Raw genomic sequence first — 23,655 nt, forward strand, 5'->3', positions numbered from 1 at the left:
TCCTTTGGTTCAAAGGGCAATGGTTATTTTCATTAAAATGTTAGAAATTCTATTTAGTCAGGCTGCAAGTATGTCAAGGACAACAGCTTAAATTATGTATAATTTACACAAATAAAAAGATAATCACCACATAATTCGCATGAAAAAGGTAGTCGTCATCGGAGCAGGAATAGGAGGATTGGCATCAGCAATTCGTTTGGCAGCGAAAAATCACCAAGTCACTGTTATTGAGCAGGAATCACAACCCGGCGGAAAGATGTCCGAAATCCGGGCCGGAGATTTTCGTTTCGACACGGGGCCGTCGTTGTTAACCTTACCTCACCTGGTAGAAGAGCTATTTGAGCTGCTGGGCGAAAAAGCCGAAGACTATCTTTCCATTCAAAGACTGGAAGAATCGTGCCGCTATTTTTATCCGGAAGGAAAAAGGATTCGTGCCTGGACATCGCCGGAAAGATTCAGCGATGAACTTGAGTCGAAATTAGGAGAACCCAAAGAGAATACACTGCGCTACCTGAAAAAGGCAAAACGATTGTACCACTTTACAGCGGACCTGTTTATTTTCTCATCTCTTCATCGATTAAAAACATTCCGTAACCGGAAAACGTTCGGCACGTTGATGCGTCCCGGCTTGCTAGATCCGTTTCGGTCACTGCATCAGGCTAACAGACGAGCTTTTCAGACCAGGGAAGCACAGCAGATATTCGACCGGTATGCCACTTACAACGGCTCCGATCCATTCCGGGCTCCCGCAACCCTGAAGATCATCTCCCATTTGGAACACAATACAGGCGCATTTTTCCCCTCGGGAGGGATGTACAAAATTGCCAGCGAATTGCATCAACTCGCTATGCGCCACGGAATAACTTTTCAGTTCAACACACGGGTCGAATCACTTACAACCGCAAATGGAAAAGTAACCGGAGTGGAAGCCGGCAACCAGCACATCCCGGCCGATATAGTCATCAGCGATATCGACATTCATCACTTCAAGCGACAGTTTCTAAACCAGCAAGTTCAGAGAAAAGAACGGCCGGAATTGTCTTCCTCGGCGTTAATTTTCTTCTGGGGAATGGACACCCAAAGCGACGAAACGGGTCTGCACAACATTTTCTTCAGTTCCAACTACATGGAAGAGTTTAGAATGTTGTTTTCGCAAGCCGCTATCAGCGACGACCCGACCATTTATCTCTACATCAGCAGTAAGATGGAAACCGCAGATGCCCCCTCTGGCAAGGAGAACTGGTTTGTCATGGTAAATGCCCCGGCTGACAGCGGTCAAAACTGGGACAATTTAATTGAGCGGACGCGTCGGCATATCATCTCCAAACTGGAAGCACAACTCAACATGGAAATCGAAAAACATATTTTAGTCGAAAAACGTTTAACTCCAAGAGATATCGAGCGCCGTACCAGCTCTGAAGCCGGGGCCCTGTACGGCTCAAGCTCCAATAACATTTTCTCCGCTTTTATGCGGCATCCTAATTTCAGTAAACAACTGAAAGGCCTGTATTTTACCGGAGGGAGTGTGCATCCGGGAGGTGGAATTCCTCTTTGCCTGGCTTCGGCAAAAATTGTATCCGACATGATACCCAAAGAATAACGACCATGAAAAACCTTCGAAAATCATTACAAAACGTTTCACAAGTTACTCTACGAAGAGTGTTGATGTTGTTTTACGCCGTTGGCCTTATCGGGCTGGTTTTCCCTGATTCAAGGCCATTTTTCCAGGCCATCACCCCCATTTTTCTGGTTGCAACCGTTGTTTTGCTTTATCTCTTCGAGGAAAATCCGACTCCGGGATTGTATATTGCATCGTTCCTGGTTTTTGCCATCGGTTTCTTCGTTGAAGTTATGGGCGTAAAAACAGGACATGTTTTTGGAGTATATGAATACGGCACGACACTCGGCCCGAAACTCTTTGAAACGCCTATTATTATTGGTGTTTTATGGCTTATTCAAATCTATTGTGTTTATACGATATTAGAACCGTTTTCATTTCCGCTATGGCTGAAAGCGCTTGTCGGAGCCGTGATTTTGGTCGTGTTCGATTTGATACTGGAACCGGCAGCCGTTAAAACCGGGATGTGGAACTGGAGTAATGGTGAAGTTCCGTTTCAGAACTACCTGGCATGGTTCATCACGTCAGTCGTGATGCTCGATCTGTTTCATCTGTTTCGCTTGAAAACAAAAAATCATATGGCCTTGCCACTAATGGCGATACAGCTCGTATTTTTTCTTTTCCTGGGAATTTTATTGTAATCATGGGAATTTTGCTGGCCATCATTATCATCCTTTTCTGGACTGCACACCTTCTCTATTCCCTGCTTTATGTCCAGACATCCATCGCCAACCCGTGGATGTGGTTTCATATGCTGGTTCAGGGCTACCTGTACACCGGCCTGTTTATCACAGCTCACGACGCCATGCACGGCACGGTTTCCGTTAACCGGAAAATCAACAATTTCCTGGGCTGGCTCGCAGCTTTTCTGTTTGCCGGCATGTGGTTTCCACGACTACGGCGCAAGCACATGCTTCATCATCAATTTCCGGGTACGGAAAAAGACCCCGATTTCAATGAGCGCCATCAGAACTTCTGGCTCTGGTGGTTTGGCTTCATGAAAAATTATGTCACCTGGTACCAGCTAATTATCATGGCAGTACTGTTCAATCTGTTGGCGATTATCTTCCCTCAACCGGCGATTTTCGCTTTCTGGGTCATCCCGGCTTTTCTGGGTACACTACAACTTTTCTATTATGGAACTTATGTTCCTCACCGGAAACCACACACGCCAGACATGGATATTCACCGGACCCGAACACAGAAACGCAACCATGTGAAAGCGATGCTTACCTGCTATTTCTTCGGCTACCATCACGAGCATCATCTATTTCCGCGTATTCCCTGGTGGCGACTCTATCAAACAAAAGAGCAATAACCATGATAAAAGCGAAACATCTCTTTTGGCAAACTAATTTCTTCAACGTTTATGTTCCGCTCATCCTCCGATGGGACTTTAGCAAAGTAACATTCGTCAACCAACCTCCGGTTTCAGATGAACCGATTCTGTTAATCGGCAACCATTTTTCGTGGTGGGACGGATTCATCGCTTATCACCTCAACCGAAAGTTTTGGAACAAGTGCTTTCATGTGATGATGCTGGAAAAAGAGCTTACACAGCGGATGTTTCTGAACAAAGCCGGCGCTTACTCCATCAACAAAGGCAACCGCAGCATCCTGGAAACCATGAATTACACCGCCGAATTGCTGCAGGACTCCGGTAATATGGTGGTCATCTACCCACAGGGAAAAATCCAGTCAATATATAACCGCTCTTTTTCTTTCGAGAAAGGGATTAGGTTCCTGACAGACCGGAGCAATCTTAATTTCCGGATTGTTTACTACGTGGCTATGGTCGATTATTTTTCCAACCGCCGCCCTGGACTGTATCTCTACTTTCAGGATAAAGGACTTTCCGGAAGTTATTCCTACCCAGACATAGAGAACGACTTCAACCACTTTTACCGTGACTGCATTGCTCAGCAAACCAACCAATAAGGATGTACACATTTGCCATCATATCGTTTGTATTCCTGTGTTTACGGCTTATCATTGCCTTGGTGAACTTCCTCACCCGCCCAACAAATTTCACGGTTTCCCTACCGGAAGAAAATCCGACGGTATCAATTCTGATTCCGGCCCGAAACGAAGAACATAACTTACCGGCTTTACTCAAATCCCTCAGCAAGTTGACTTATCCGGATTACGAAGTCATCATATGCGACGACCATTCCACAGACAGCACCCCTGAGATATTGGACAAATTCACGCAACAAACAGGAAATTTTCGATGGTTCACCAGTGAAGAACTTCCCACTGGATGGCTGGGAAAGAATTTTGCCTGCCATCAGTTGGCCGGAAAGGCAACCGGAAATTACCTGCTCTTCCTCGACGCAGATGTCACTATTCAACGCGACTTTCTGTCTCCCATAATCAGCAGGGCTATTCAGGCAAAACTTTCGCTTCTCTCCATCTTTCCCCGGCAGGTTATGTATTCGAAGGGAGAAAAATCAACCGTTCCGTTAATGAACTGGATATTGATTAGTCTCCTGCCTTTGCCGTTGGTCAGGTATTCCAGAAAACCTTCTTTGGCGGCTGCCAATGGTCAGTTCATGCTATTCGAAGCAGGCAACTACCACGAAAATAGATGGCATCAGCAGGTGAAAGAGGAGAATGTAGAGGACATCCTGATTATGAAAAAAATGAAGAAAACAGGTTATCGAACAGAAGTGCTGGCAAACTTCGGTGACGTTTCCTGTCGAATGTACTCCACCTACCGGGAAGCTGTGGAGGGGTTCTCGAGGAACATTCATCAGTATTTCGGAGGCAGTTCAGCTGTTATGTTTCTATTCTGGGTACTAACCATTCCGGGAATTTTGTTGGCCCTGCTGATGCTTCCGGTAACAGGGATGTTAATATTAATCAGTGAAATTCTTCTTTTGAGAATAATCATCTCGTTGCACAGCGGCCAATCAGTTTGGACCAACCTCTACTATCATCCGGCACAAATGGCTGCCTTAACAAACATCATCGCCCGGAACCTTCTGGGGAAACACAAAAAAACCGTAAAATGGAAAGATCGGGAAATACCTTTTGGCTAACAGTGTGTTTTCTTCTGGTTGCCGGTCTGTCCAACGCTTTTCCGCAAGAAAAACAACCGAAAGAAACACCTCTTGATTCCATCCGGCATCAAATAAAAACCAGCTATCTTCAAAGTAAAATGGACAACTGGCCGTCACTCATGGCCCAACTTGAACGCCAACCAAAGTCGGATGATTTCAACTTCATATTTACGCTCTGTCAGGCGCAATATGGCTATATTGGATATCTCCTTTCGGAAAAAAAGAAGAAAGAAGCCAAACAGCGCATCGAAAAGACAATGGCAACGCTCGATGAGGCCATTATTCAATACCCCGATTCGGCAAAATTATATACCCTAATAGCAGCTCTCATCGGTTATCAAATAGGTTTAAAACCATGGAAAGCGCCCTGGTTGGGGCCACAAAGTCAGGAAAACATTGAGCTGGCTAAAAAGCTAGATCCAAAGGAACCTAGTGTATGGTTTGAAGAGGGAAACAGTTACTTCTTTCGTCCGGCTATTTTTGGTGGCAGTCGCGAAACAGCCATCCGGAATTATGAAAAAGCATGGAAACTGATAAATGCCGAACCTGATGCGAAAAAAAACTGGTTTTATTATTATGTCGGGGCGTGGCTGAGCAACGCATATCTGGAAGAGAACCGAAAAAAGGAAGCAAACAATTTATTGAAAGAACTACTAACCGAAGCCCCTGATTTCAAATGGGTTAGTGAAGTGTTGCTTCCGCGAAGCAAGTAATGACAGTTTTCAACAGAAAGCAACCGTCATAAAACTTGAAAAAACAATAAAAAACCTTAGTAAATTAAGGGAATACACAACATTTTCTTAATTTAATGGTTGGCATATTTTGCACCGAAGACAGAAAAGAAAATAAGAAAATGGATAGCACTATCAGGAAAAATAAAATCATTGACGCATTAAAACTGGAACTTCGCTGGCATCCGGAAGCAAGGCTAGCGGATCTATATAAAAACTTCTTCCAGGACCGTTATGGCCCCGGCCATCTGGTAGAAGATGTCGACCGTGCGTATGACTACCTGGAAAGAGAGGTCAGAGAAGCGAAACAGTTTGATGTTCCCGATTTGCTTCCTCTGGGTTACCGCCAGCAGTTTTTCAGAGTTAACCTGAAACTGCTGAAAGAAGATGTTATTCCAATCGAGGTCTTTTTTCCGCTTTTCCTGGAAAGTGCGCAGTCCGTGAATCCACCTGAAATAACGGAGTGGAGAGCAGAGTGGAATGATATTCTCGAAATTATCAGGGAAATCACACCTGCGCTCAACAATTTTGCCGAAGACGAAAAAGCGCTCGAAGACCAGCTGCAAAAAGAAAATTACGTGGGGCATCACAGCCAGGTTTACGAAAAGCTTTACCACCCGCATTACCGGCTGCTGGATTTTTCGCGTGCCAACTTCCTGAAAAAACGGTACCTGTGACGGAGCTACCTGGCAACCTCGCGGTGCCGGAAACAATCTACCAGGTGGTCATTTACCATACCGGTAGCCTGCATGTGTGCATACACGATAGTAGGCCCGACGAATTTGAATCCGCGCTTTTTTAAATCCTTCGAGATTTTTACTGATAGCGGAGTTTGTGCAGGAATTTCATTCAGTTTCTTCCACTTGTTCTGAATCGGTTTCCCGTCAACAAAGCTCCAGATGTATTTATCGAACGACCCAAATTCCTCCTGCACTTTCAGGAAAGCCTGCGCATTGGTAACGGCAGAATTAATTTTCAGCCGGTTGCGAATCAGGTCGGAACGTTGCAGCAGGTCTTCAATTTTGGCTTCATCATAACGAGCCACCTTTTCCGGATCGAACTGGTCGAAAGCATCCCGGTAGGCTTCACGCCGTTTCAGAATAGTTATCCAGCTCAACCCGGCTTGGGCTCCTTCCAAAATCAGGAATTCGAACAGTTTCCGATCATCATGGACCGGAACGCCCCATTCTTCGTCGTGGTAACGGATATAAATATCTTCGTTGGTACTCCAGGAACATCGGTGCATCATGGCTTGTTTTTTGTTGTAAGGTAAAATTAAAAAACCATCAGGTACGAAACACCTATAAAATGTTATTTTTGTTCATCATATAATCCGGGATTCTTGCCGATGAAAAGACTGATTTCACTATTATTTCTTGTAATGAGCGTGTTGCCGGCCATGGCCCAGCTCAACACCGACCACTATTTTTATGTCGGCAAGAGTCGAATATATTTTGGCAACTACGTAGGCGCTATCGAAAATTTCAACATCGTTATTAAACTGAAGCCTTACCTTCCCGAGCCCTATTTCTATCGTGCTGTTGCCAAGTATTACCTCGAAGATTATCGTGGAGCCAAGGAAGATTTGGACAAAGCCATTTCCATCAAACCATTCTACCCGGAAGCCTACATGGAGCGCGGTATGGCGAACCACGAACTAGGTGATTTGAAAGCAGCCATAGCCGATTACGATAAAGCAATTCAACTCGATAATGACAATGCCGCGATATACAACAATCGCGGAATTGCCAAAGTATCGATGGACAGCATCGATTCCGGAATTGCAGATTACACCAAGGCGATAGAGCTCGATCCGACAATGGCCAATGCCTATTTGAACCGAAGTTCGGCCAAGCAAATGAAAGGAGATTTGGACGGTGCCATTGCCGACTGTAACAAGGCTATTCATTTGCGTCCTCACTTTGCCAGCGCCTGGCTGATGCGCGGTATTGCCAAATTTGAAAAGGAAGATTATGCCGGTGCATTAAAAGATTACGACATCTGTATCCGACTGGATTCTAAAATGGCACAAGCATTTGTCAACCGCGGAATTGTCAAACACAAACTGGGTGACCCTGAAGGTGCAATTATCGACTATGACATGGCCATTAAGCTGAATCCGAATATCGCGGTAGCCTGGTTGAACAGGGGGATCGCCCGGGAAACACTGGGAAGGCCCGGAGCAAAACAAGATTACGCGATGGCAAAACAGCTCGACCCACGTTTTGCCGAACAAGAAAGAAGATACGAAGAAGAACAGCGTCGTCAACAACAGCAATACTATGCTTCGGCTGGTTCTTCATCCTCACAGAAAAAAAGTCAACAACAAGGAAAACAGACAGCACAAGCAGGAAGCACACAACAGCAAAATACGGCCGCCAAAGTCGATTCGACTTCAACTAAATCTTCTGTGCAGGCTGGCAACACATTGGCTGCAGCTGACTCAACCAGCAATAAATCGAAAGCAACCGGCCCATACACCCGAAAACGCCGCCGCCGCCTCATCGTGGTGGATGATGAAGGAGACGTGAAAGAAACGGAAATAACCGATGGCAAAGTTCAAAACCGGAATGTCATCATCAAACTGGAGCCGGATTTTTCCATCTCGATGTTCCACAAAGACTCGGTTGATTACGACAAGCTGCAGTATTACAGCATGACCATCGATGCATTGAACCAAAAGAATCACAACGACCCATTCCTGGTTATCACGAACAAGCCGGCAAGAGACAACGACTGGCGCATGCAGCAATACCGCGATCGGATAGCACTGGAAACTGCCATTCTTCAAACCAATCCAAAAGACGAAAGGGCTTATTTGAACCGGGCGATTTATTACGCTTTGGATAACAAATTCAACGAGGCAATTCAGAATTATGACAAGGTGATTTCTCAGGATTCGCATAACCTGCTGGCCTACTTCGGCAGAGCGACAGCCCGCATGCAAATGACCGATTATATTCAATCATTGAATACGTTGCCAGAGCCCGAGACCATCAATCTAGGTGGAAAAAACGCCGCTTCACAGAACAACAAACCGAAGACACAGGAACAAATACTCGACTACGAAAAAGTCATCAAGGATTACGAAACGGTGATTTACATGAATCCAAAATTCATCTTTGCATGGTTCAACATGGCCAATACCAAAGTGAAGAAAAAAGATTATTACAGTGCCCTGGATGACTATTCGAAAGCCATTAAGCTCGAGCCTGACTTTGCGGAAGCCTATTTCAACCGGGGGCTGACCCGGATTTATCTGAACGATATCGATGGCGGCGCGTTGGATTTGAGTAAAGCTGGTGAGCTGGGAATTGACGAAGCCTACAGCATTATCAAACAATATTGCAATTGATGTATGGACAACTATCGGTTGAAAAATCTTTCAGATGATGAATTAAAGCGTAAAATCAATCAACTGCGCGCACTTATCTGGGCCGCAGTTGGACTCATCATAGCGCTTGAGGTTTTTCTGCTGGCAACCGGTCGGAGTAACGTCCTGCTGGTCGTACTACTCTTTCCGTTGACACCATTTATCCTGCGTTCGAACAAATACTACCGGGAATACCGAAAAAGAAAAGGAGAATTATGAGCAGCAACCAGCCTCTTGCTGAACGTCTGCGCCCGAAGAACCTGCATGATTATATCGGGCAGAAACATCTCGTCGGTGAGAATGCCGTCCTGCGCAAAATGATTGAATCAGGAAATATCTCCTCGATCATTTTATGGGGCCCCCCCGGCGTGGGGAAAACCACGCTCGCTAAAATCATCGCTAACACCTTGCACAGGCCTTTTTATGTCTTGAGCGCTATTAATTCCGGCGTAAAGGATGTGCGGGAGGTGATTGACAAAGCGCAAAAACAGCAATTCTTTTCATCACCCAACCCAATTCTCTTTATCGATGAGATTCACCGATTCAGCAAAGCTCAGCAGGATTCATTACTCGGCGCTGTTGAGCAGGGAATCGTAACGCTAATTGGTGCAACAACGGAGAATCCTTCGTTCGAAGTCATCTCTCCCCTGCTCAGTCGCTGCCAGGTATATGTCTTAAAATCGCTGGAAGCGGAAGACCTGATGACGCTCCTCAATCGCGCGTTGACAGAAGATACCGAGCTTTCGAAAAAGAAAATAACAGTAGACGAACACGAGTCGTTGTTCCGGTATTCCGGTGGCGATGCCCGCAAATTGCTGAATATTCTCGAGGTCGTTCTCAACTCCGAGGAAGGTGACGAAATTGTTTTAAACAACGAAAAAGTCACCAACCGGCTGCAGGAAAACCTGTCGATGTACGACAAGAAAGGCGAAATGCACTATGATGTAATTTCGGCATTCATCAAGTCGGTTCGTGGCAGCGATCCCGATGCAGCGGTTTACTACCTCGCCCGCATGCTCGATGGCGGAGAAGATATCAAATTCATTGCCCGGCGTCTCGTTATTCTGGCATCCGAAGATGTTGGGTTAGCCAATCCCAATGCACTACTTTTGAGCCAAAGCACTTTCGATGCCGTCCACAAAGTAGGCATGCCCGAAGCCCGGATCATCCTTTCGGAATGTACGATTTACCTGGCCACTTCGCCTAAAAGCAATTCTGCTTACGAAGCCATCGACAGTGCCCTGGCAGAGGTTCGGAATTCCGGTCATCAACCGGTGCCGCTGCATCTGCGCAACGCCCCGACCAAACTAATGAAAGAATTAGGCTACCAGAAAGGTTATAAATACGCCCACTCGTACGATGGAAATTTCGCTGAACAGGATTTCCTTCCGGAGAAACTTCGCTCGAAGCGGTTCTATCATCCGCAAAACAACCCGGCAGAGCAGAAAATTCTGGAACGACTGAAACAATGGTGGAAACAACGTTTCACCAAATAATCAGCTTGCAGGAACCACTTCCGGACACGAAAACAAGCAGAATTCAATCAAAATTCAATGGTTTTTCACTACCATTGCAGTCTCGTTTTCGGCATACAAATGTTTGATAACGGGATAGTTTGAAAAGCAAAGAACAAGTACATTACCATGATTTTTAACGGAATTGACCATATCCGGCATAAAGAGAGCGACAATTTCTTTCTTCTGGCCGGTCCCTGCGCTATTGAAGACGAAACGATGGCGCTGAAAATTGCCGAACGCATTGTTCGCATCACCGGCGATTTGAAAATCCCTTATATTTTCAAAGGCTCCTACCGGAAAGCCAATCGGTCGCGCCTCGATTCCTTCACCGGCATCGGCGACGAAAAGGCGCTGAAAATTCTGCGTAAAGTGAATGAAACGTTCGGTGTACCCACCGTTACCGATTTCCACAGCGCACCTGAAGCGGCTATGGCAGCCGAATATGTCGACATGCTGCAAATACCGGCATTCCTCTGCCGCCAAACCGATATTCTCGTAGCAGCTGCCGAAACCGGCAAAGTCGTCAACATTAAAAAGGGACAATTTCTTTCGGCCGGAGCAATGAAGTTTGCTGTAGATAAAGTGAGAGAATCCGGTAACCCGAATGTGGTCATCACCGAAAGGGGAAGCACCTTTGGGTACCAGGATTTGGTAGTGGACTATCGCGGTATACCGGAAATGAAGGAAACTAATGAGTGCCCGGTTGTGATGGACATTACCCATTCACTGCAGCAACCCAACCAATCATCCGGAGTTACGGGAGGAAAGCCCGAGCTGATTGAAACGATTGCCCGGGGAGCTATTGCGGTGGGCGCGGACGGTCTTTTCATCGAAACACATCCCGATCCGGCCAGTGCCAAATCGGACGGAGCCAATATGCTCCACCTCGACAAACTGGAAAACATGCTGAAAAGGCTCACCATCCTGAGACAAGCAGTTAATCAGCTATAAAGATATTTCCCGGAAATAAACAGATTAGCAGGAATGTGGGCAACTCCCCTTTCCTGCTTTTTATTTTAATGGAAGAACATATAGGAAATCAGGATGGCTGCGACAATGCCTGTAAAATCGGCAATCAATCCGCAGGTTACCGCATACTTGGTATTTTTGATACCAACCGAACCAAAGTAGACAGCCAGGATATAAAAAGTAGTATCAGTCGCCCCCTGCACGGTCGACGCTACCCGTCCGACGAATGAATCGGGACCGTAGTTTTTCATCGCATCCACCATCATCCCCCGTGCGCCGCTACCACTCAACGGTTTCATCAAAGCGGTGGGCAATGCATCTACAAAGTCGGTGTTAATTCCCATCGAATGGAATATCCAGGCAATCCCGCTCGTGATAAAATCCAGTGCCCCGGAAGCCCGGAACACGCCAATAGCAACCAGAATGGCCACCAGGTATGGAATAATCTTAATCGCTGTTGAAAAGCCGTCCTTTGCCCCCTCGATGAAGGTTTGATACACGTTAATCTTTCTGACAACTCCTAACGTGATGAATGCGATGATGGTGGAAAACAGAATCACATTGCTCCCCACCTGCGAGTAAAGCGTCACCTGGTCTTTCGACAGAGTCGACATCCAGGCAATCATCCCGACGATCAAAAGTGTCAATCCGCCAAGATAAGCCAGAATCACTTTATCATAGAGTTTGATGCGCTGGTATATGGAAACGCTGATAACACCGGCCAGTGTAGAAAAAAAAGTGGCCAGCAATATGGGAATAAAAATATCCGCAGGATCGGCCGCTCCCAATTGTGCCCGGTACACCATCACCGATATGGGAATGAGCGTTAACCCCGACGTATTCAGTACCAGGAACATGATCTGCGGATTCGAGGCAGTCTTCTTCGATGGATTGGTTGCCTGCATCTCTTTCATAGCCTGCAATCCCATCGGAGTAGCTGCATTGTCCAGTCCCAGCATATTCGCCGCCAGGTTCATCATAATAGAACCATAAGCCGGATGGTCTTTCCCCAAATCGGGAAACAGCTTATTGAAGAAAGGCCCGATAAGACGGGAAAAAATCTTCACCACGCCCCCTTTTTCACCTATCCTCATGATTCCCATCCATAAGGTTAAAACGCCGGTTAAACCAAGAGAAATCTGGAATCCGGTTTTGGCCATATCAAAAGTGGATGCTACCATATCGGTAAAAACCGAGGTATCGCCAAAGAATATGAGCTTGACCAAACCGAAAACAAATGCGGTAAGAAAAAAGAAAATCCAAATGTAATTCAATGCCATAAAAAGCGTTTTATATTTCAGGATGGGTCCGGATGAGGTAACAATTTGTTACTGCCGGAGCGGAATCAGGCGTAAATTTAAAAAAATCCGGGAGCATATCTTTACCTGAATCGGGTAGCTTTCATAATTATTCTTCGATAAATGCTTTTCGCGAAAGACATATCCGAAGAGTAGATACAAAAAAATAAGTCTTTCTCATCACAGATAAACACTGGTTGTCAAATCATTTTCACGAAATTGTCAGTTTTAACAACCGACAACGAAACGTTATTGCGTCTTTTCCCGTCAAGTAGATAGAGTTCAACGGCGGGAAGAAATTCCGGATTCCGCCTGATTAATACGAATAAAAAATATACTTTGGCTTAAGCAATCTGGTTGATTTTACTTAAAAATGAATTATATGAAATACATATCTGTCCTTTCATTGCTTCTGCTATTCACCGTCAATGCTTCAGCGCAATCCGAAAACTGGTCGTTTGCGTTGTCAATGGGTGGCGCCTGGCCGGTGAATGCCTTCAAAAACAATAATCCAGACAATATGAAAGCCGGTCATGCTGAAAAAGGCTTCAACATGACGCTTGAGTCGAATTACGCACTCCAGGATAATCTGTCGCTCACCGGAATGCTCAATTTCGGCAACAATCCTGTCAACCGGGACGGTGTTGGCACCAAGCTGGAAAACATGTTCAACGAGAACTACGACATCACCGCAGCTGAGCGGGATTACCTAAAACTAAATTCCAACTCTTGGCTCTGGGGAAGTATTTTGGTAGGGCCGAGATACAGTATCAATTTCAACACCTTCAGTTGGGATTTTCAGGCCCTGGGAGGCGTAAATGTCAATTTGGTACCCGACCAGCAGCTTACTTACGACAATCCGAACAATAACTGGTTTTATATTAATCATGCCACAAACCGGAACAACCTGGCATTTGCGTGGAAAGCAGGAACAGCTTTACGCTTCGCTGTCTCTCCCCGGACAAATTTGCAGGTTGGCCTGAGCTACTTTCAATCGTCCGCCAAAATTTCCCGCGAAGAAAAAGAAGTAGACAAAGGAACCGGATCAAACACCACCAGAGTAGTCATTAGCGAGGAGAGTAATCACTACACGCTTTCTACTCTGAATGCCACCATTGGGTTCGTTTATTATTTGGAATAATCCCAGCAGCGACAATACTTCTTCAATAAAAAAATCTTTCTATTCAGAATTCGACAGTAAGAAATCATAATCCTAAGCAAATAAAAAGGGGTGGTTAAACCACCCCTTTTATATTTCATGTATTCTTCGTTCTGTTAGTAACCCGGATTCTGTTGCAATACACTTTGTCCATCAACCACAGAGAGGTCGATTTGTTGCTGAGGAATCGGGAAGTATTCGTTCTTTCCAGCCGTAAAGCTGGCACCGGTAAGGTGAGTGCGCTTAGTAGCTTCTTCTGTCAGGTAAGCATTCATTACGTCAGCAGCAATACCCCAGCGTACCAGATCGAAGAAACGCATACCTTCCATGGCAAACTCGAGGCGCATTTCCCACTGAACAGCACGCAATGCATACGCCTGGTCAGGAAATGAAGTATAAGGCTCGACATCATAGTTGGCAGCAGGTGTACCATCATCAAACGTAACGACAGAACTATTCTTCGCACGGTTACGAATCTGGTTGACTAAATCCATCGCTGTACCCAAATCGTTTTCCTGAGCAGCTACTTCAGCACGCCACAGAATAACGTGAGCCAGACGATACATACGGTAGTTGTTCGCATTTACACCGGTTGCCCAACCGGAAGTAGTTGACAACGTTCCTCTTTCTGATTTCAGGAACATATTCTTCTTGTACAGGTAAGGACCACCGTTACCCAGGTCACGTACCCAGGTTTTATTTCCCTGAATACCCCAGTCAAGATATGGAATACCAGGACGTCCTACGGTGAAATCCAAACGTGGGTCAACCGGATCGGTATAGGTGTCGGTTATTACATTCTCGCCTGAAGCATCCAGACTAGGAATGTCCGAATCGTTAAAGGTGTTGAACAATGGAAGACCATTGGCATCCACCTTGTATGCATTCACCAGGTTCTGTGAAGGCTGGTGGAATCCACAACATACACCAATAGCAGGTGCATAAGGGAAGTTCAACGCGTCACCATAACCTCCGTTGAAGGATTCCGGAGCACCATCATTCACTGAATACTGCACCTCAAAAATAGATTCCGCATTATTGTTATAGGCAATCAGGTAGTTTTGCTGGAAATCATCCATCAATACAAACGGACCATTATTAATCACATCATCCAGCAAAGGTTTTGCTTCGCTATACTTCTCCTCGAACATATATACACGTGCCAACGCCGTTTCGGCAGCCCACTTAGTGGCAAAACCTACATTAGCCTCAGATTCGTTCAGATTTTGCACGGCAAACTGGAAGTCTGCTTCAATTTCCGGCCATAACATATGGTCATTCGGTACTGATTCCGGTGCTTCAGTGTTCTCATCGATATAAGGCACTTGCTTGTAAGTACGGGTCATATCAAAATAGAAATGTGCACGCAGGAAACGGGCCTGACCTGCAAACCACGCTTTTTTGTCAGCTGATACCACATCATCCGGGGTTTCGGCTATTGCTGCCAATACCTCGTTACAACGAGCAATTCCATCGTACAGGGCATGCCATTTATCGGATACATAACCGTTGGTTGAAGTAACTTCAAAACGCTCAATCGGGTTGATAGTAGACTGGTCACCCGCCTCTGAGCCTTTGTAAGCATCGTCGGAAGCAACTGAGCCCCACACCCAGTTCGATACAGAACCGGCCCAGGCGTAGGTACCAGCCCATCCGGCATCGGTGCCCTCACCATCAAGTGCCGCATATGCTCCGATTAACAGAGCGTTAATTCCCTTTTCGTTGTAGAATTGGGAAATCGATGCTGACCCCTTTGGTTTTAATTCAAACCAGCTGTCGGAGCAAGAGTAAAACGTTCCGACAACAGCCAATAAGGTTAGGAAAATTATCTTTTTCATAATCAATTTCTTTTTAAATTCCTTTTAATTACAAGTTCAGATTCACACCAAACATGAAGGTTTGTGCTGTCGGATAAACACCTTCGTCAACACCGAGACGTTGATCGGCTTGATCAGAAGTGTCACGGATTTCCGGATCCAGTCCACTGTATTTGGTAACCGTAAACAGATTGGTAGCCTGGAAATAAACACGCAAGCGATCGATTCCCCAACGGTTAGACAGACGTGCAGGCAGGGTATACCCCAACTGGAAATCCTTCATCCGGAGATAAGAACCATCCTCAACAAAGAAACTATTCGGATCCTGGCTGGTTTCGTCGTTCGATTCAGCAATCGGCAACGAAATTTTATCGCCATTGGCATAACGGTCAGCAGTCCATGACTCATACAAACGCTTTTTACTACGGTTACCGGCAAAGTTGTTAAAGTCAATCCAGCGGTTGACGTAGTTAATCAGATCATTTCCATACGAACCCTGGAAGAACATGGTCATATCAAAGTTCTTATAGGTCATGTCGATGTTCAAACCATAAGTCAAATCCGGGTGGGGACTACCAATGTAAGTACGGTCATTATCCGGGTCAATAACACCGTCGCCATTTAGATCTTTGTACTTGAAGCGACCGGGTTTGTTGTAATCGCCGAAGGTTGGCCAGGAATTCGCTTCATCCCAGCTATTGAAAAATCCAACAACTTCATAACCATAGAAAGAAGATATCGGCTGTCCGGCTTCTGAACGGGTATACGTACGCTGACGAAGCGTTGCTCCCCAAAGTACCTCATCGGCATTGTCATTCAACTTAACCACCTCATTCTTGTAGTGAGATGCATTCGCCCGTACGTTATAGATGAAATCCTTACCCACTTTTCCATGGTACGTCAGCATGATATCATATCCTGTGTTCTTCATATCGCCAATGTTCACTGCAGGACGGGAGGCATTACCATAGGTTGCCGGTAACTGAACCCCATAGAGCATATCACTGGTTTTCTTGTTATACCAGTCAAAATTAAGCTCCAACCGGTTATCCAGAATGGTCATATCCAAACCGATGTCGGTAGTTGTCGTAGTTTCCCATTTCACATCCGGGTTCGCCAGCGAGGTATTGTTAAAACCAGCTGCTGAAGATGTATTGTCTCCGGAAATGGAATAGAAGGACATCCAACTGGTAGCACTATAAGTGGCATAAGTATCGTAGTTACCAATCTGGTCGTTACCGTTTTGTCCCCAACCGGCACGTAGTTTCAGGTCGTCCAACCATGGAACGTCGCCCATAAAACTTTCTTCCGAAATACGCCATCCGACTGAGAAGGCCGGGAAAGTACCCCAACGGTTAGCGGCACCGAAACGGGAAGATGCATCACGGCGAACAACGGCTTCCAGCAGGTATTTGTGCATGTAGTCATAGTTCAAACGCCCAAAATAAGAGAACGTTTTCCAGTCAGTAGCATAACCGGTATTCACCTGGTTAATCTCACCGGCATTCAGATAACGGTAATCAATGTCGTCTGAGAAAAACTTACTGCGACCTGCAGTGAACGTTTCATATTTATTGGAAACAGCTTCGGAACCCAACAATACATTAATGTAATGCGTATTATTAATGGTCTTATTGTAGTTCAATGTGTTAGCCCAGTTCCACTGTAATGTGTAACCATGATATTCTGACAAACTGTTGGTAGCAATCGCTTCAGCGAATTCGATGTTACGAATGGTATAATCCTTACTACGGCCATTGTTCAAATCGACTCCAAACAGCGTCTTGAAAGTCAAATCCTTCATCGGCTTAATTTCCATATAGCCATTGGCCAGAACACGTAAATCGGTTCCCCAGTCATCCTTGTCACGGGTCAGATTCGCTACCGGGTTGGCTCCGTTACCGGTTCCGTTTGCTTTGGTACCGGCAAAATTGCCCATAATGTCATAAACCGGAACGATCGGCTGCATACGATAAGCCTGCGACACGGCGTTACCTTCATCGTTATTGGTTCCGTACGACCCCTGACGTTTGGTGTAGGTAACTCCAAGGCTCTGCCCCATCTTCAACCAATCGGTCAGCTGAGCGTCCATATTCGAACGCATGGAGAAACGTTCAAAACCGGTATGTATCACAACACCTTCCTGGTTCAGGTATCCCATACTAACTGCATAGGTACCTTTTTCGGTTCCACCGGAGATGCCCACGTTATATTCCTGAATAGGAGCCGGGTTGAAAATTTCGTCATACCAGTCGGTACCTTGTTTATTCGCCCGGGTAATCAGGTTGAGTGGTCCTGCAGTATCATCATTGTTGTAGGTAGAAGGATCAGTCATGGGATCACCTTCAAATGCAAAAGTCGGAATGATGTAGTCCGGAATCTGTGGAGAAGCTCCGGTTCCGTACTGCGGATGGTTCGGTACAACGGTAGCACCGGTCAGATAACTATCGTTGGCAGCTACCTGCCAAACCAAATCTCCGTATTCCTGTGTGTTCAACAGGTCCAGTTTATTGGTCGTACGCTGAACACCATAACGGGCGTCGAAGCTTACTTTCGGTTTACCTGCTTTACCACGTTTAGTAGTGATAATAACAACGCCGTTTGCAGCACGCACCCCGTAAATAGCAGCCGAAGAAGCGTCTTTCAACACGGTCATCGACTCAATATCGTTCGGGTTAATACGGCTCAATCCACCGGTTGTCGGTACTCCGTCAATCACGAACAACGGGTTGTTATTATTAATGGTACCATAACCACGGATACGAACGGTAGCGTCACCACCAGGAGAGTTGTCGTTGGTAATGGTTACACCGGCAACACGTCCTTGCAGACGGGAAGCAGCGTTCGCAGCAGGAACAGCACGAAGCTCATCCGCCGAAACACTAGCCACGGAACCAGTCAATGATTTTTTCTGTTGGGTACCATAACCGACAACCACCACTTCATCTACTCCCACAACATCAGGAGCCAAAGTGGCACTAATATTAGTCTGATCCCCTATCTCGATTTCCTGCGTTTTCATACCAATGTAGGAAACCACTAATGTTTCAGCATCCGCAGGAACACCAGTCAGGGTATACTCACCATTAAGGTCGGTAACTGTACCAACAGATGTACCTTTCACCATGACGGTTACACCCGGAATAGGTACTCCGTCCTCACCGGTTACTGTACCGCTTAAGGTCTTTGTTTGCGCAAAGGCTGATCCTGCCATAAAAACAAACAGAAGGAGCATGGTCAGGAGCTTCCTTGTCCAATTTCCATCCGGAACAGAACTCAGATTACATTTTTTCATAGATAATAGATTTAGATTAGTAAAAAATGGATACTTGTTGCGTGTATCTGTTAGTTGCGTTGAACAGCAAAAGCCATCCAACTACTAGTTAGTTTCAAATTTTAAAATGAAGAAACGATCCCGAAACGGATCAGGGTAAGTTACAGTTAGTTTCAATGCATGCGACCACAATGAGCCACATGGATGTAGCATTTCATTGTACTTCATAATATTCGGTTCAGTTAGCTTCGTTAGTTTATTAGCAGTGGCAATTTAAACATTTTTTTACAAAATTTAATTTTTACACCAAAAAGTTTACCGACACATGAATCCGAACAACGCGAACAAAACTCTACTGACTAAATATGAAGTCATTACATCAAAAATCAAACACAGAAATCCATTAACGTTTTTTCACAAAAAGCGTCGATAACGGGGCAAGTTTCAAAAAAAAGAAGTCGGAAGACGCCCGTCTTCTTGTCAAAAACACAGTTTAAACCGCCATAAAACCCGACCACTTCAACATCAAAAGTTTACTTAACTCTTAAGATTTCCCCACTAGTTTAGGCCGTAACTGTTCGGAATCAATTAATTTCCTTTCTTATTATAATACTCTCCAGTCAACCAAACCGAACAATGCAAAAAACGATAGGACACCCCATAACCTGCTTAAAAAAATCAAATGAACTCCACACACTTTCATCGCTTTTTATAGATTTGCATTCAAAATAAACCTGAAGCACAATAAACACCGGGGAATGGAAGCCACAAAAGAATCTCTGACGCGCTGGTATGCGGTATATGTAAAAAGCCGTTCTGAAAAGAAAGTGCTGCAAACACTTGCTGAGAAAGATATCGAGGCTTACTTACCCATCCAAAAAAAACTCCGTCAGTGGAGTGACCGGAAGAAGCTGGTAGAAATGCCGCTGATGCCCGGCTACGTCTTTGTTCATATCAACCGAAAGGATTACGATCGGGTACTTCAAACAGAACATGTTGTTTGCTACATTACCTTTGGAGGCAAAGCGGCACCGGTTCGCGACGAAGACATCGAATCGCTGAAAAGAATGCTTCACCAGGAGCAGATCAAAGTGGAACTGACCCGCGAAGATTTGAAGCCCGGCGAAATGGTCGAGATCCTTTCCGGCCCCTTAATGGGCATGAAAGGCGAGCTTGTTCAAATCAAAGGAAAAAACAAGGTAGGTATTCGTTTACAGCCCGTTGGATACACCGTTATGGTAGAAGTTCCCATCTCCGAATTGGCGGTCACTCGCTAACCCTTCATCAAAAAGTTTTGCACGTTCATCAAAGATTTTGATACGTTCACCATCATTTTTTGACCATTCACCACAATTTTAACAATTCCCTTACGTTTCAGATTTTGAGTAATATTTTTATTCATTACATTTGACCGTGTAATCCGCACAAGGTAGGGTTACAAGCATTTTTAAAAGACTAAAACAGATGAATCACTGGCACACTGACGGTTAATAATGAACAACAATTGTAGTTCAATTTTCAACCGCTGCCAATAATTTTGCCTGCTCACCCATTCGATATGGGACTGAGGAGGCGAAGCTGTGGAAAGAGGCTTCCCTGTTTCAGGTTCGCTTTGCGGTTTCTTTCATTCCTATTGTTGAAGAGTTTTAAGTGTTATGTGTTAAGTTTTAAGAAAAAAGAAATAACAATACTTCACTTCTCTCAACTTGACTTATCTGCCGGCCAGAGCCCCTCGCTATGCTTAGAGAGGGGTTGGGGTGAGTAGGAAAAAGAGTTTTAAGTATTAAGATTTAAGTTTTAAGAAAAGCGAAATAACCACACTTCACTTCTATTAACTTGATTTATCTGACGGACTGAGCCCCTCGCTATGCTTAGAGAGGGGTTGGGGTGAGTAGAAGAAAGAGTTTTAAGTTTTAAGAAGGGGGCCTGGTTGAGCGCTCCCTACTCCTTATCCCATTTCAATTATTCATTACTAATTTGTAAAGGGTTTTCCGTCGTCTCCATTTACCATACCCCCTAAACCTTACACCGTACGCCGTAAACCTTTTGCTTTTGTCTTCTTACTTTTTACTTGATTTGTTCAATATCTACAAATAACCATACATTCTGAATATGTTGAAGTTGAAAACCATTTTCACCCTGGTGATTCTGTCGCTGACTCTGGCGGTTTCACAGGGAATGGCACAAACCCAAAGCAATGTCAATCCGTCGCAGGTGGATGTAAGTAAGCTAAGCGACGACCAGATCCGTAAAATCATGAAGGAGATACAGGATCGTGGTTTAACGCAGGAACAAGCCATTGCCCTGGCCAAGGCACGAGGTGCATCACAGGCCCAGGTTGACCAGTTAATGACACGAATTCAGGAACTGCAGAATGGCACTGGCATGAGTCAGACAGCTGACACCCAAACGACGGAAACAACACCACTGCATACCATCGACACGATCTCACCGAAAGCTTCCATCAAGCCATCGAAGGAAAATACCCGTATGTTCGGCTTCGACCTGTTCAATTCGAAAAATCTCACTTTCGAGCCGTCCGTCAATATACCTACACCCAAAGATTACGTATTAGGCATTGGCGACGAATTGGTGATTACTGTTTGGGGAGCCTCTCAGGCCACTTACCAGCTAACTATCGACCAAAATGGCGCCATCAACATCCCCGATATCGGTCCGGTATATGTGGCAGGCAGCACATTCGAAGAAGCCAACAAACAGATTCAAAAACGACTTATCAGCATCTACAGTGGACTTTCAGGTGCCAATCCCAATACATATGCCGAAGTCAGCATGGGCACAGTCCGCAGCATCAAAGTCAACGTGATTGGCGATGTCAACGCCCCGGGAACCTATACCCTGCCGGCCACTGCTTCCGCGTTCAATGCACTCTACCTTTCCGGTGGCCCTACAGAGAATGGTTCATTTAGGAACATCCAGGTGATTCGGGGAGGCAAAGTAGTACATACTATCGATGTATACGATTTCCTGGTCAACGGCAATTCCAAAGCGAATGTGCAGTTACGCGATCAGGACATTCTCTTTATTCCCACTTACAAATACCGCATTGATGTGGAAGGCGCTTTCAAACGCAATGGCCTCTTTGAAGTGAAAAAAGGAGAAACACTGGCTAATCTGATTAAATATGCCGGTGGCTTTGCCGAAAATGCTTATACGCAAAATCTATCGGTGACCCGGAATACTCAGCGGGAAAAGAGCATATTGGATGTCGACCAAGCAAAATTCGACCAGTTCACCATGCAAAATGGCGATATGGTGAAAGCCGACACCCTGCTCGACCGGTACACCAACCGCGTCACCATCAACGGAGCAGTTTTCCGCCCCGGTTCCTACCAGTGGAAAGAGGGGATGAAACTCTCCGACCTGCTGAAAAAAGCGGACGGTCCAAAAGAAGAAGCGTTCCTCAACCGTGCCATCCTTTCCCGCCGCAAAGCCAACTGGGAGTGGGAAAACATCGCTTTCAACCTGGGTGATGTAGAAAAAGGCACATGGGATACAGCTCTCAAGCCCAACGATGTGGTCACCATCCGCTCTATCTTCGATATGCGGGAAGACCAAACAGTGAACATCGTAGGAGAGGTACTCAATCCCGGTCATTTCCCTTACAACGATAAAATGACGCTGGAAGACCTGATTTTCCGCGCCGGTGGCTTCAAGGAAAATGCTGATGTGGCCTTCATTGAAGTAGCGCGGCGGCTAAGTCACAGCGAAGCAGCGGAAACTACCAACCAGCTGTCACACATTTTCACCTTTAAGGTTCCCCGGAATCTGAAGCTGAATCCGAAAGACGCCGGTTTCGTTCTCCAGCCTTTCGACCAGGTTTACGTTCGGCGGGCACCGGGCTACCGCGACCAGGGAAGTGTATCAGTGACAGGAGAAGTAGTGTATGCCGGAAGTTACAGCATTGCACACAAAAATGAACGAATTTCCGATATCATTAACCGGGCCGGTGGTCTTACCCGGGATGCTTACCTGCAAGGAGCTACACTCACCCGAACCACAGGTCTGACCCAGGAAGAAATCGATGCCCGCAAAGCATTAATGGCAAAAGATACGACCTTACATCTGGATATCACGCCAAAGCAGCTGGTCGGAATCGATTTAGCCAAAATCATGGACAATCCCGGCAGCGCGATCGATCTGATGCTCATGCCCGGCGATGAAATAAACATTCCGAAAGAGATGCAGACCATCAAGGTATCCGGTGGCGTGATGAACCCGGTGGCACAGACCTTCGAACAGGGCAAATCGCTGAGAAGCTACATCAATAAAGCCGGAGGTTTTGCCCCACGCGCACGACGCGGCAAGGTGTATGTCATCTACCCCAACGGTACGACAGCCACAACCCATTCCTTCTTGTTCCTCACCCGGAACTATCCGAAAGTGACGCCCGGCAGTGAAATCATCGTCCCGGCCCGCCCGGATAAGGAAGGCATGTCCGCCGCCCAGTGGATCAGCCTGTCGAGTGCTCTCAGCGCCATGTCGTTGACGATCGTTACATTGGTAAATAAACTGTAAAATTATTAGGTACAAGGTATACGGCTGAGCCGATGAATAAATTCTTCAAGGCCGACTTTCTTTGCTTCGACAAAATCATCTTGGAAATCAAGAGTAAAACATTTTTATTGAAAATAGACGAACAGCAAACCATCAATTACATCAAAGCAGCCAATCTTCCCGTCGGACTTTTAGTCAACTTTGGTGAAAAAAGTCTTCGATGGAAACGGTTTGCCAACTCGAAAGCATACTATTGAACGAAGTGTAATTCGCGTAATTCGCTAAAATTCGCGTAATCCTTCTTCATTAAAAAATACAT

18 protein-coding genes and 1 pseudogene are annotated in these 23,655 nt (G+C 45.6%); 15 read left to right on the forward strand and 4 right to left on the reverse strand.

What is annotated here, in order from left to right:
• Positions 1–139: 139 nt before the first annotated feature.
• The 7 genes from crtD to CLV93_RS16405 all read left to right on the forward strand — a co-directional run bounded on the left by crtD (position 140) and on the right by CLV93_RS16405 (position 6,088).
• Positions 140–1,600, forward strand: coding sequence for a 1-hydroxycarotenoid 3,4-desaturase CrtD (crtD, locus tag CLV93_RS16375; RefSeq protein WP_106543294.1), 1,461 nt, complete (start codon positions 140–142; stop codon positions 1,598–1,600).
• 5 nt (positions 1,601–1,605) lie between these two features.
• Positions 1,606–2,259, forward strand: a complete 654-nt coding sequence (locus tag CLV93_RS16380) for a carotenoid biosynthesis protein (protein ID WP_106543295.1) — start codon at positions 1,606–1,608, stop codon at positions 2,257–2,259.
• Positions 2,260–2,261: 2 nt separating this feature from the next.
• Complete coding sequence (locus CLV93_RS16385) at positions 2,262–2,936, forward strand: fatty acid desaturase (RefSeq protein ID WP_106543296.1); 675 nt, start codon at positions 2,262–2,264, stop codon at positions 2,934–2,936.
• A gap of 2 nt (positions 2,937–2,938) precedes the next feature.
• Entirely contained in the window at positions 2,939–3,556 is a 618-nt protein-coding gene (locus CLV93_RS16390; protein WP_106543297.1) for a 1-acyl-sn-glycerol-3-phosphate acyltransferase, read from the forward strand.
• A 2-nt stretch (positions 3,557–3,558) separates the two neighbouring features.
• Positions 3,559–4,659, forward strand: coding sequence for a glycosyltransferase family 2 protein (locus tag CLV93_RS16395; RefSeq protein WP_106543298.1), 1,101 nt, complete (start codon positions 3,559–3,561; stop codon positions 4,657–4,659).
• A complete protein-coding gene (locus tag CLV93_RS16400; RefSeq protein ID WP_106543299.1) occupies positions 4,629–5,393 on the forward strand; it encodes a tetratricopeptide repeat protein in 765 nt (254 codons plus the stop codon). The genes CLV93_RS16395 and CLV93_RS16400 overlap by 31 nt, the downstream gene beginning before the upstream one ends.
• A 140-nt stretch (positions 5,394–5,533) precedes the next feature.
• Entirely contained in the window at positions 5,534–6,088 is a 555-nt protein-coding gene (locus tag CLV93_RS16405; RefSeq protein WP_146142045.1) for a hypothetical protein, read from the forward strand.
• A 5-nt stretch (positions 6,089–6,093) separates the two neighbouring features.
• Here CLV93_RS16405 and CLV93_RS16410 read toward each other — a convergent pair whose 3' ends face one another.
• Positions 6,094–6,660 (reverse strand): DNA-3-methyladenine glycosylase I, encoded by a 567-nt coding sequence (locus tag CLV93_RS16410; RefSeq protein WP_343262001.1) that lies wholly within the window; start codon positions 6,658–6,660, stop codon positions 6,094–6,096.
• Between the two features lie 99 nt (positions 6,661–6,759).
• On the opposite strand from CLV93_RS16410, the gene CLV93_RS16415 reads away from it, so the two are divergent.
• The 4 genes from CLV93_RS16415 (at position 6,760) to kdsA (ending at position 11,252) form a co-directional block, all read left to right on the forward strand.
• On the forward strand, positions 6,760–8,766 hold the full coding sequence (locus CLV93_RS16415) for a tetratricopeptide repeat protein (protein ID WP_146142046.1): 2,007 nt from the start codon (positions 6,760–6,762) through the stop codon (positions 8,764–8,766).
• A 3-nt stretch (positions 8,767–8,769) separates the two neighbouring features.
• The gene (locus CLV93_RS16420) at positions 8,770–9,003 is read left to right on the forward strand and encodes a hypothetical protein (RefSeq protein ID WP_106543302.1); all 234 of its coding nucleotides are present in this window, start codon (positions 8,770–8,772) and stop codon (positions 9,001–9,003) included.
• A complete protein-coding gene (locus tag CLV93_RS16425) occupies positions 9,000–10,280 on the forward strand; it encodes a replication-associated recombination protein A (RefSeq protein ID WP_106543303.1) in 1,281 nt (426 codons plus the stop codon). The genes CLV93_RS16420 and CLV93_RS16425 overlap by 4 nt, the downstream gene beginning before the upstream one ends.
• 147 nt (positions 10,281–10,427) lie before the next feature.
• Positions 10,428–11,252 carry a 3-deoxy-8-phosphooctulonate synthase gene (gene kdsA / locus CLV93_RS16430; RefSeq protein ID WP_106543304.1) on the forward strand — a complete coding sequence of 275 codons (825 nt, stop codon included), beginning with the start codon at positions 10,428–10,430 and terminating at the stop codon, positions 11,250–11,252.
• A gap of 65 nt (positions 11,253–11,317) precedes the next feature.
• Here kdsA and CLV93_RS16435 read toward each other — a convergent pair whose 3' ends face one another.
• Complete coding sequence (locus CLV93_RS16435) at positions 11,318–12,550, reverse strand: nucleoside recognition domain-containing protein (RefSeq protein WP_106543305.1); 1,233 nt, start codon at positions 12,548–12,550, stop codon at positions 11,318–11,320.
• 400 nt (positions 12,551–12,950) lie between these two features.
• Between CLV93_RS16435 and CLV93_RS16440 the strand changes: the two genes are divergently transcribed.
• Positions 12,951–13,709 carry an outer membrane beta-barrel protein gene (locus CLV93_RS16440; protein WP_170108979.1) on the forward strand — a complete coding sequence of 253 codons (759 nt, stop codon included), beginning with the start codon at positions 12,951–12,953 and terminating at the stop codon, positions 13,707–13,709.
• A gap of 134 nt (positions 13,710–13,843) precedes the next feature.
• On the opposite strand, the gene CLV93_RS16445 is transcribed toward CLV93_RS16440, so the two are convergent.
• Together CLV93_RS16445 and CLV93_RS16450 are read right to left on the reverse strand one after the other, a co-directional pair.
• The gene (locus CLV93_RS16445) at positions 13,844–15,565 is read right to left on the reverse strand and encodes a RagB/SusD family nutrient uptake outer membrane protein (protein WP_106543307.1); all 1,722 of its coding nucleotides are present in this window, start codon (positions 15,563–15,565) and stop codon (positions 13,844–13,846) included.
• 28 nt (positions 15,566–15,593) lie between these two features.
• The gene (locus tag CLV93_RS16450; protein ID WP_106543308.1) at positions 15,594–18,839 is read right to left on the reverse strand and encodes a SusC/RagA family TonB-linked outer membrane protein; all 3,246 of its coding nucleotides are present in this window, start codon (positions 18,837–18,839) and stop codon (positions 15,594–15,596) included.
• A 737-nt stretch (positions 18,840–19,576) separates the two neighbouring features.
• On the opposite strand from CLV93_RS16450, the gene CLV93_RS16455 reads away from it, so the two are divergent.
• The 3 genes and pseudogenes from CLV93_RS16455 to CLV93_RS16465 all read left to right on the forward strand — a co-directional run.
• Positions 19,577–20,095, forward strand: coding sequence for a UpxY family transcription antiterminator (locus CLV93_RS16455; protein ID WP_106543309.1), 519 nt, complete (start codon positions 19,577–19,579; stop codon positions 20,093–20,095).
• 835 nt (positions 20,096–20,930) lie between these two features.
• Positions 20,931–23,357, forward strand: coding sequence for an SLBB domain-containing protein (locus CLV93_RS16460; RefSeq protein WP_106543310.1), 2,427 nt, complete (start codon positions 20,931–20,933; stop codon positions 23,355–23,357).
• A 23-nt stretch (positions 23,358–23,380) separates the two neighbouring features.
• Positions 23,381–23,593, forward strand: a pseudogene (locus CLV93_RS16465) (GxxExxY protein); the annotation flags it as partial.
• Positions 23,594–23,655: the final 62 nt, after the last annotated feature.

The sequence above is a fragment of the Prolixibacter denitrificans genome, assembly GCF_003014495.1.
Taxonomy (GTDB): Bacteria; Bacteroidota; Bacteroidia; order Bacteroidales; family Prolixibacteraceae; genus Prolixibacter; species Prolixibacter denitrificans.

Coding starts and splice junctions, on each gene's coding strand:
- crtD (WP_106543294.1), top strand. CDS start 140: ATGAAAAAGGTAGTCGTCATCGGAGCAGGAATAGGAGGATTGGCATCA.
- CLV93_RS16380 (WP_106543295.1), top strand. CDS start 1,606: ATGAAAAACCTTCGAAAATCATTACAAAACGTTTCACAAGTTACTCTA.
- CLV93_RS16385 (WP_106543296.1), top strand. CDS start 2,262: ATGGGAATTTTGCTGGCCATCATTATCATCCTTTTCTGGACTGCACAC.
- CLV93_RS16390 (WP_106543297.1), top strand. CDS start 2,939: ATGATAAAAGCGAAACATCTCTTTTGGCAAACTAATTTCTTCAACGTT.
- CLV93_RS16395 (WP_106543298.1), top strand. CDS start 3,559: ATGTACACATTTGCCATCATATCGTTTGTATTCCTGTGTTTACGGCTT.
- CLV93_RS16400 (WP_106543299.1), top strand. CDS start 4,629: ATGGAAAGATCGGGAAATACCTTTTGGCTAACAGTGTGTTTTCTTCTG.
- CLV93_RS16405 (WP_146142045.1), top strand. CDS start 5,534: ATGGATAGCACTATCAGGAAAAATAAAATCATTGACGCATTAAAACTG.
- CLV93_RS16410 (WP_343262001.1), bottom strand. CDS start 6,660: ATGATGCACCGATGTTCCTGGAGTACCAACGAAGATATTTATATCCGT.
- CLV93_RS16415 (WP_146142046.1), top strand. CDS start 6,760: ATGAAAAGACTGATTTCACTATTATTTCTTGTAATGAGCGTGTTGCCG.
- CLV93_RS16420 (WP_106543302.1), top strand. CDS start 8,770: ATGGACAACTATCGGTTGAAAAATCTTTCAGATGATGAATTAAAGCGT.
- CLV93_RS16425 (WP_106543303.1), top strand. CDS start 9,000: ATGAGCAGCAACCAGCCTCTTGCTGAACGTCTGCGCCCGAAGAACCTG.
- kdsA (WP_106543304.1), top strand. CDS start 10,428: ATGATTTTTAACGGAATTGACCATATCCGGCATAAAGAGAGCGACAAT.
- CLV93_RS16435 (WP_106543305.1), bottom strand. CDS start 12,550: ATGGCATTGAATTACATTTGGATTTTCTTTTTTCTTACCGCATTTGTT.
- CLV93_RS16440 (WP_170108979.1), top strand. CDS start 12,951: ATGAAATACATATCTGTCCTTTCATTGCTTCTGCTATTCACCGTCAAT.
- CLV93_RS16445 (WP_106543307.1), bottom strand. CDS start 15,565: ATGAAAAAGATAATTTTCCTAACCTTATTGGCTGTTGTCGGAACGTTT.
- CLV93_RS16450 (WP_106543308.1), bottom strand. CDS start 18,839: ATGAAAAAATGTAATCTGAGTTCTGTTCCGGATGGAAATTGGACAAGG.
- CLV93_RS16455 (WP_106543309.1), top strand. CDS start 19,577: ATGGAAGCCACAAAAGAATCTCTGACGCGCTGGTATGCGGTATATGTA.
- CLV93_RS16460 (WP_106543310.1), top strand. CDS start 20,931: ATGTTGAAGTTGAAAACCATTTTCACCCTGGTGATTCTGTCGCTGACT.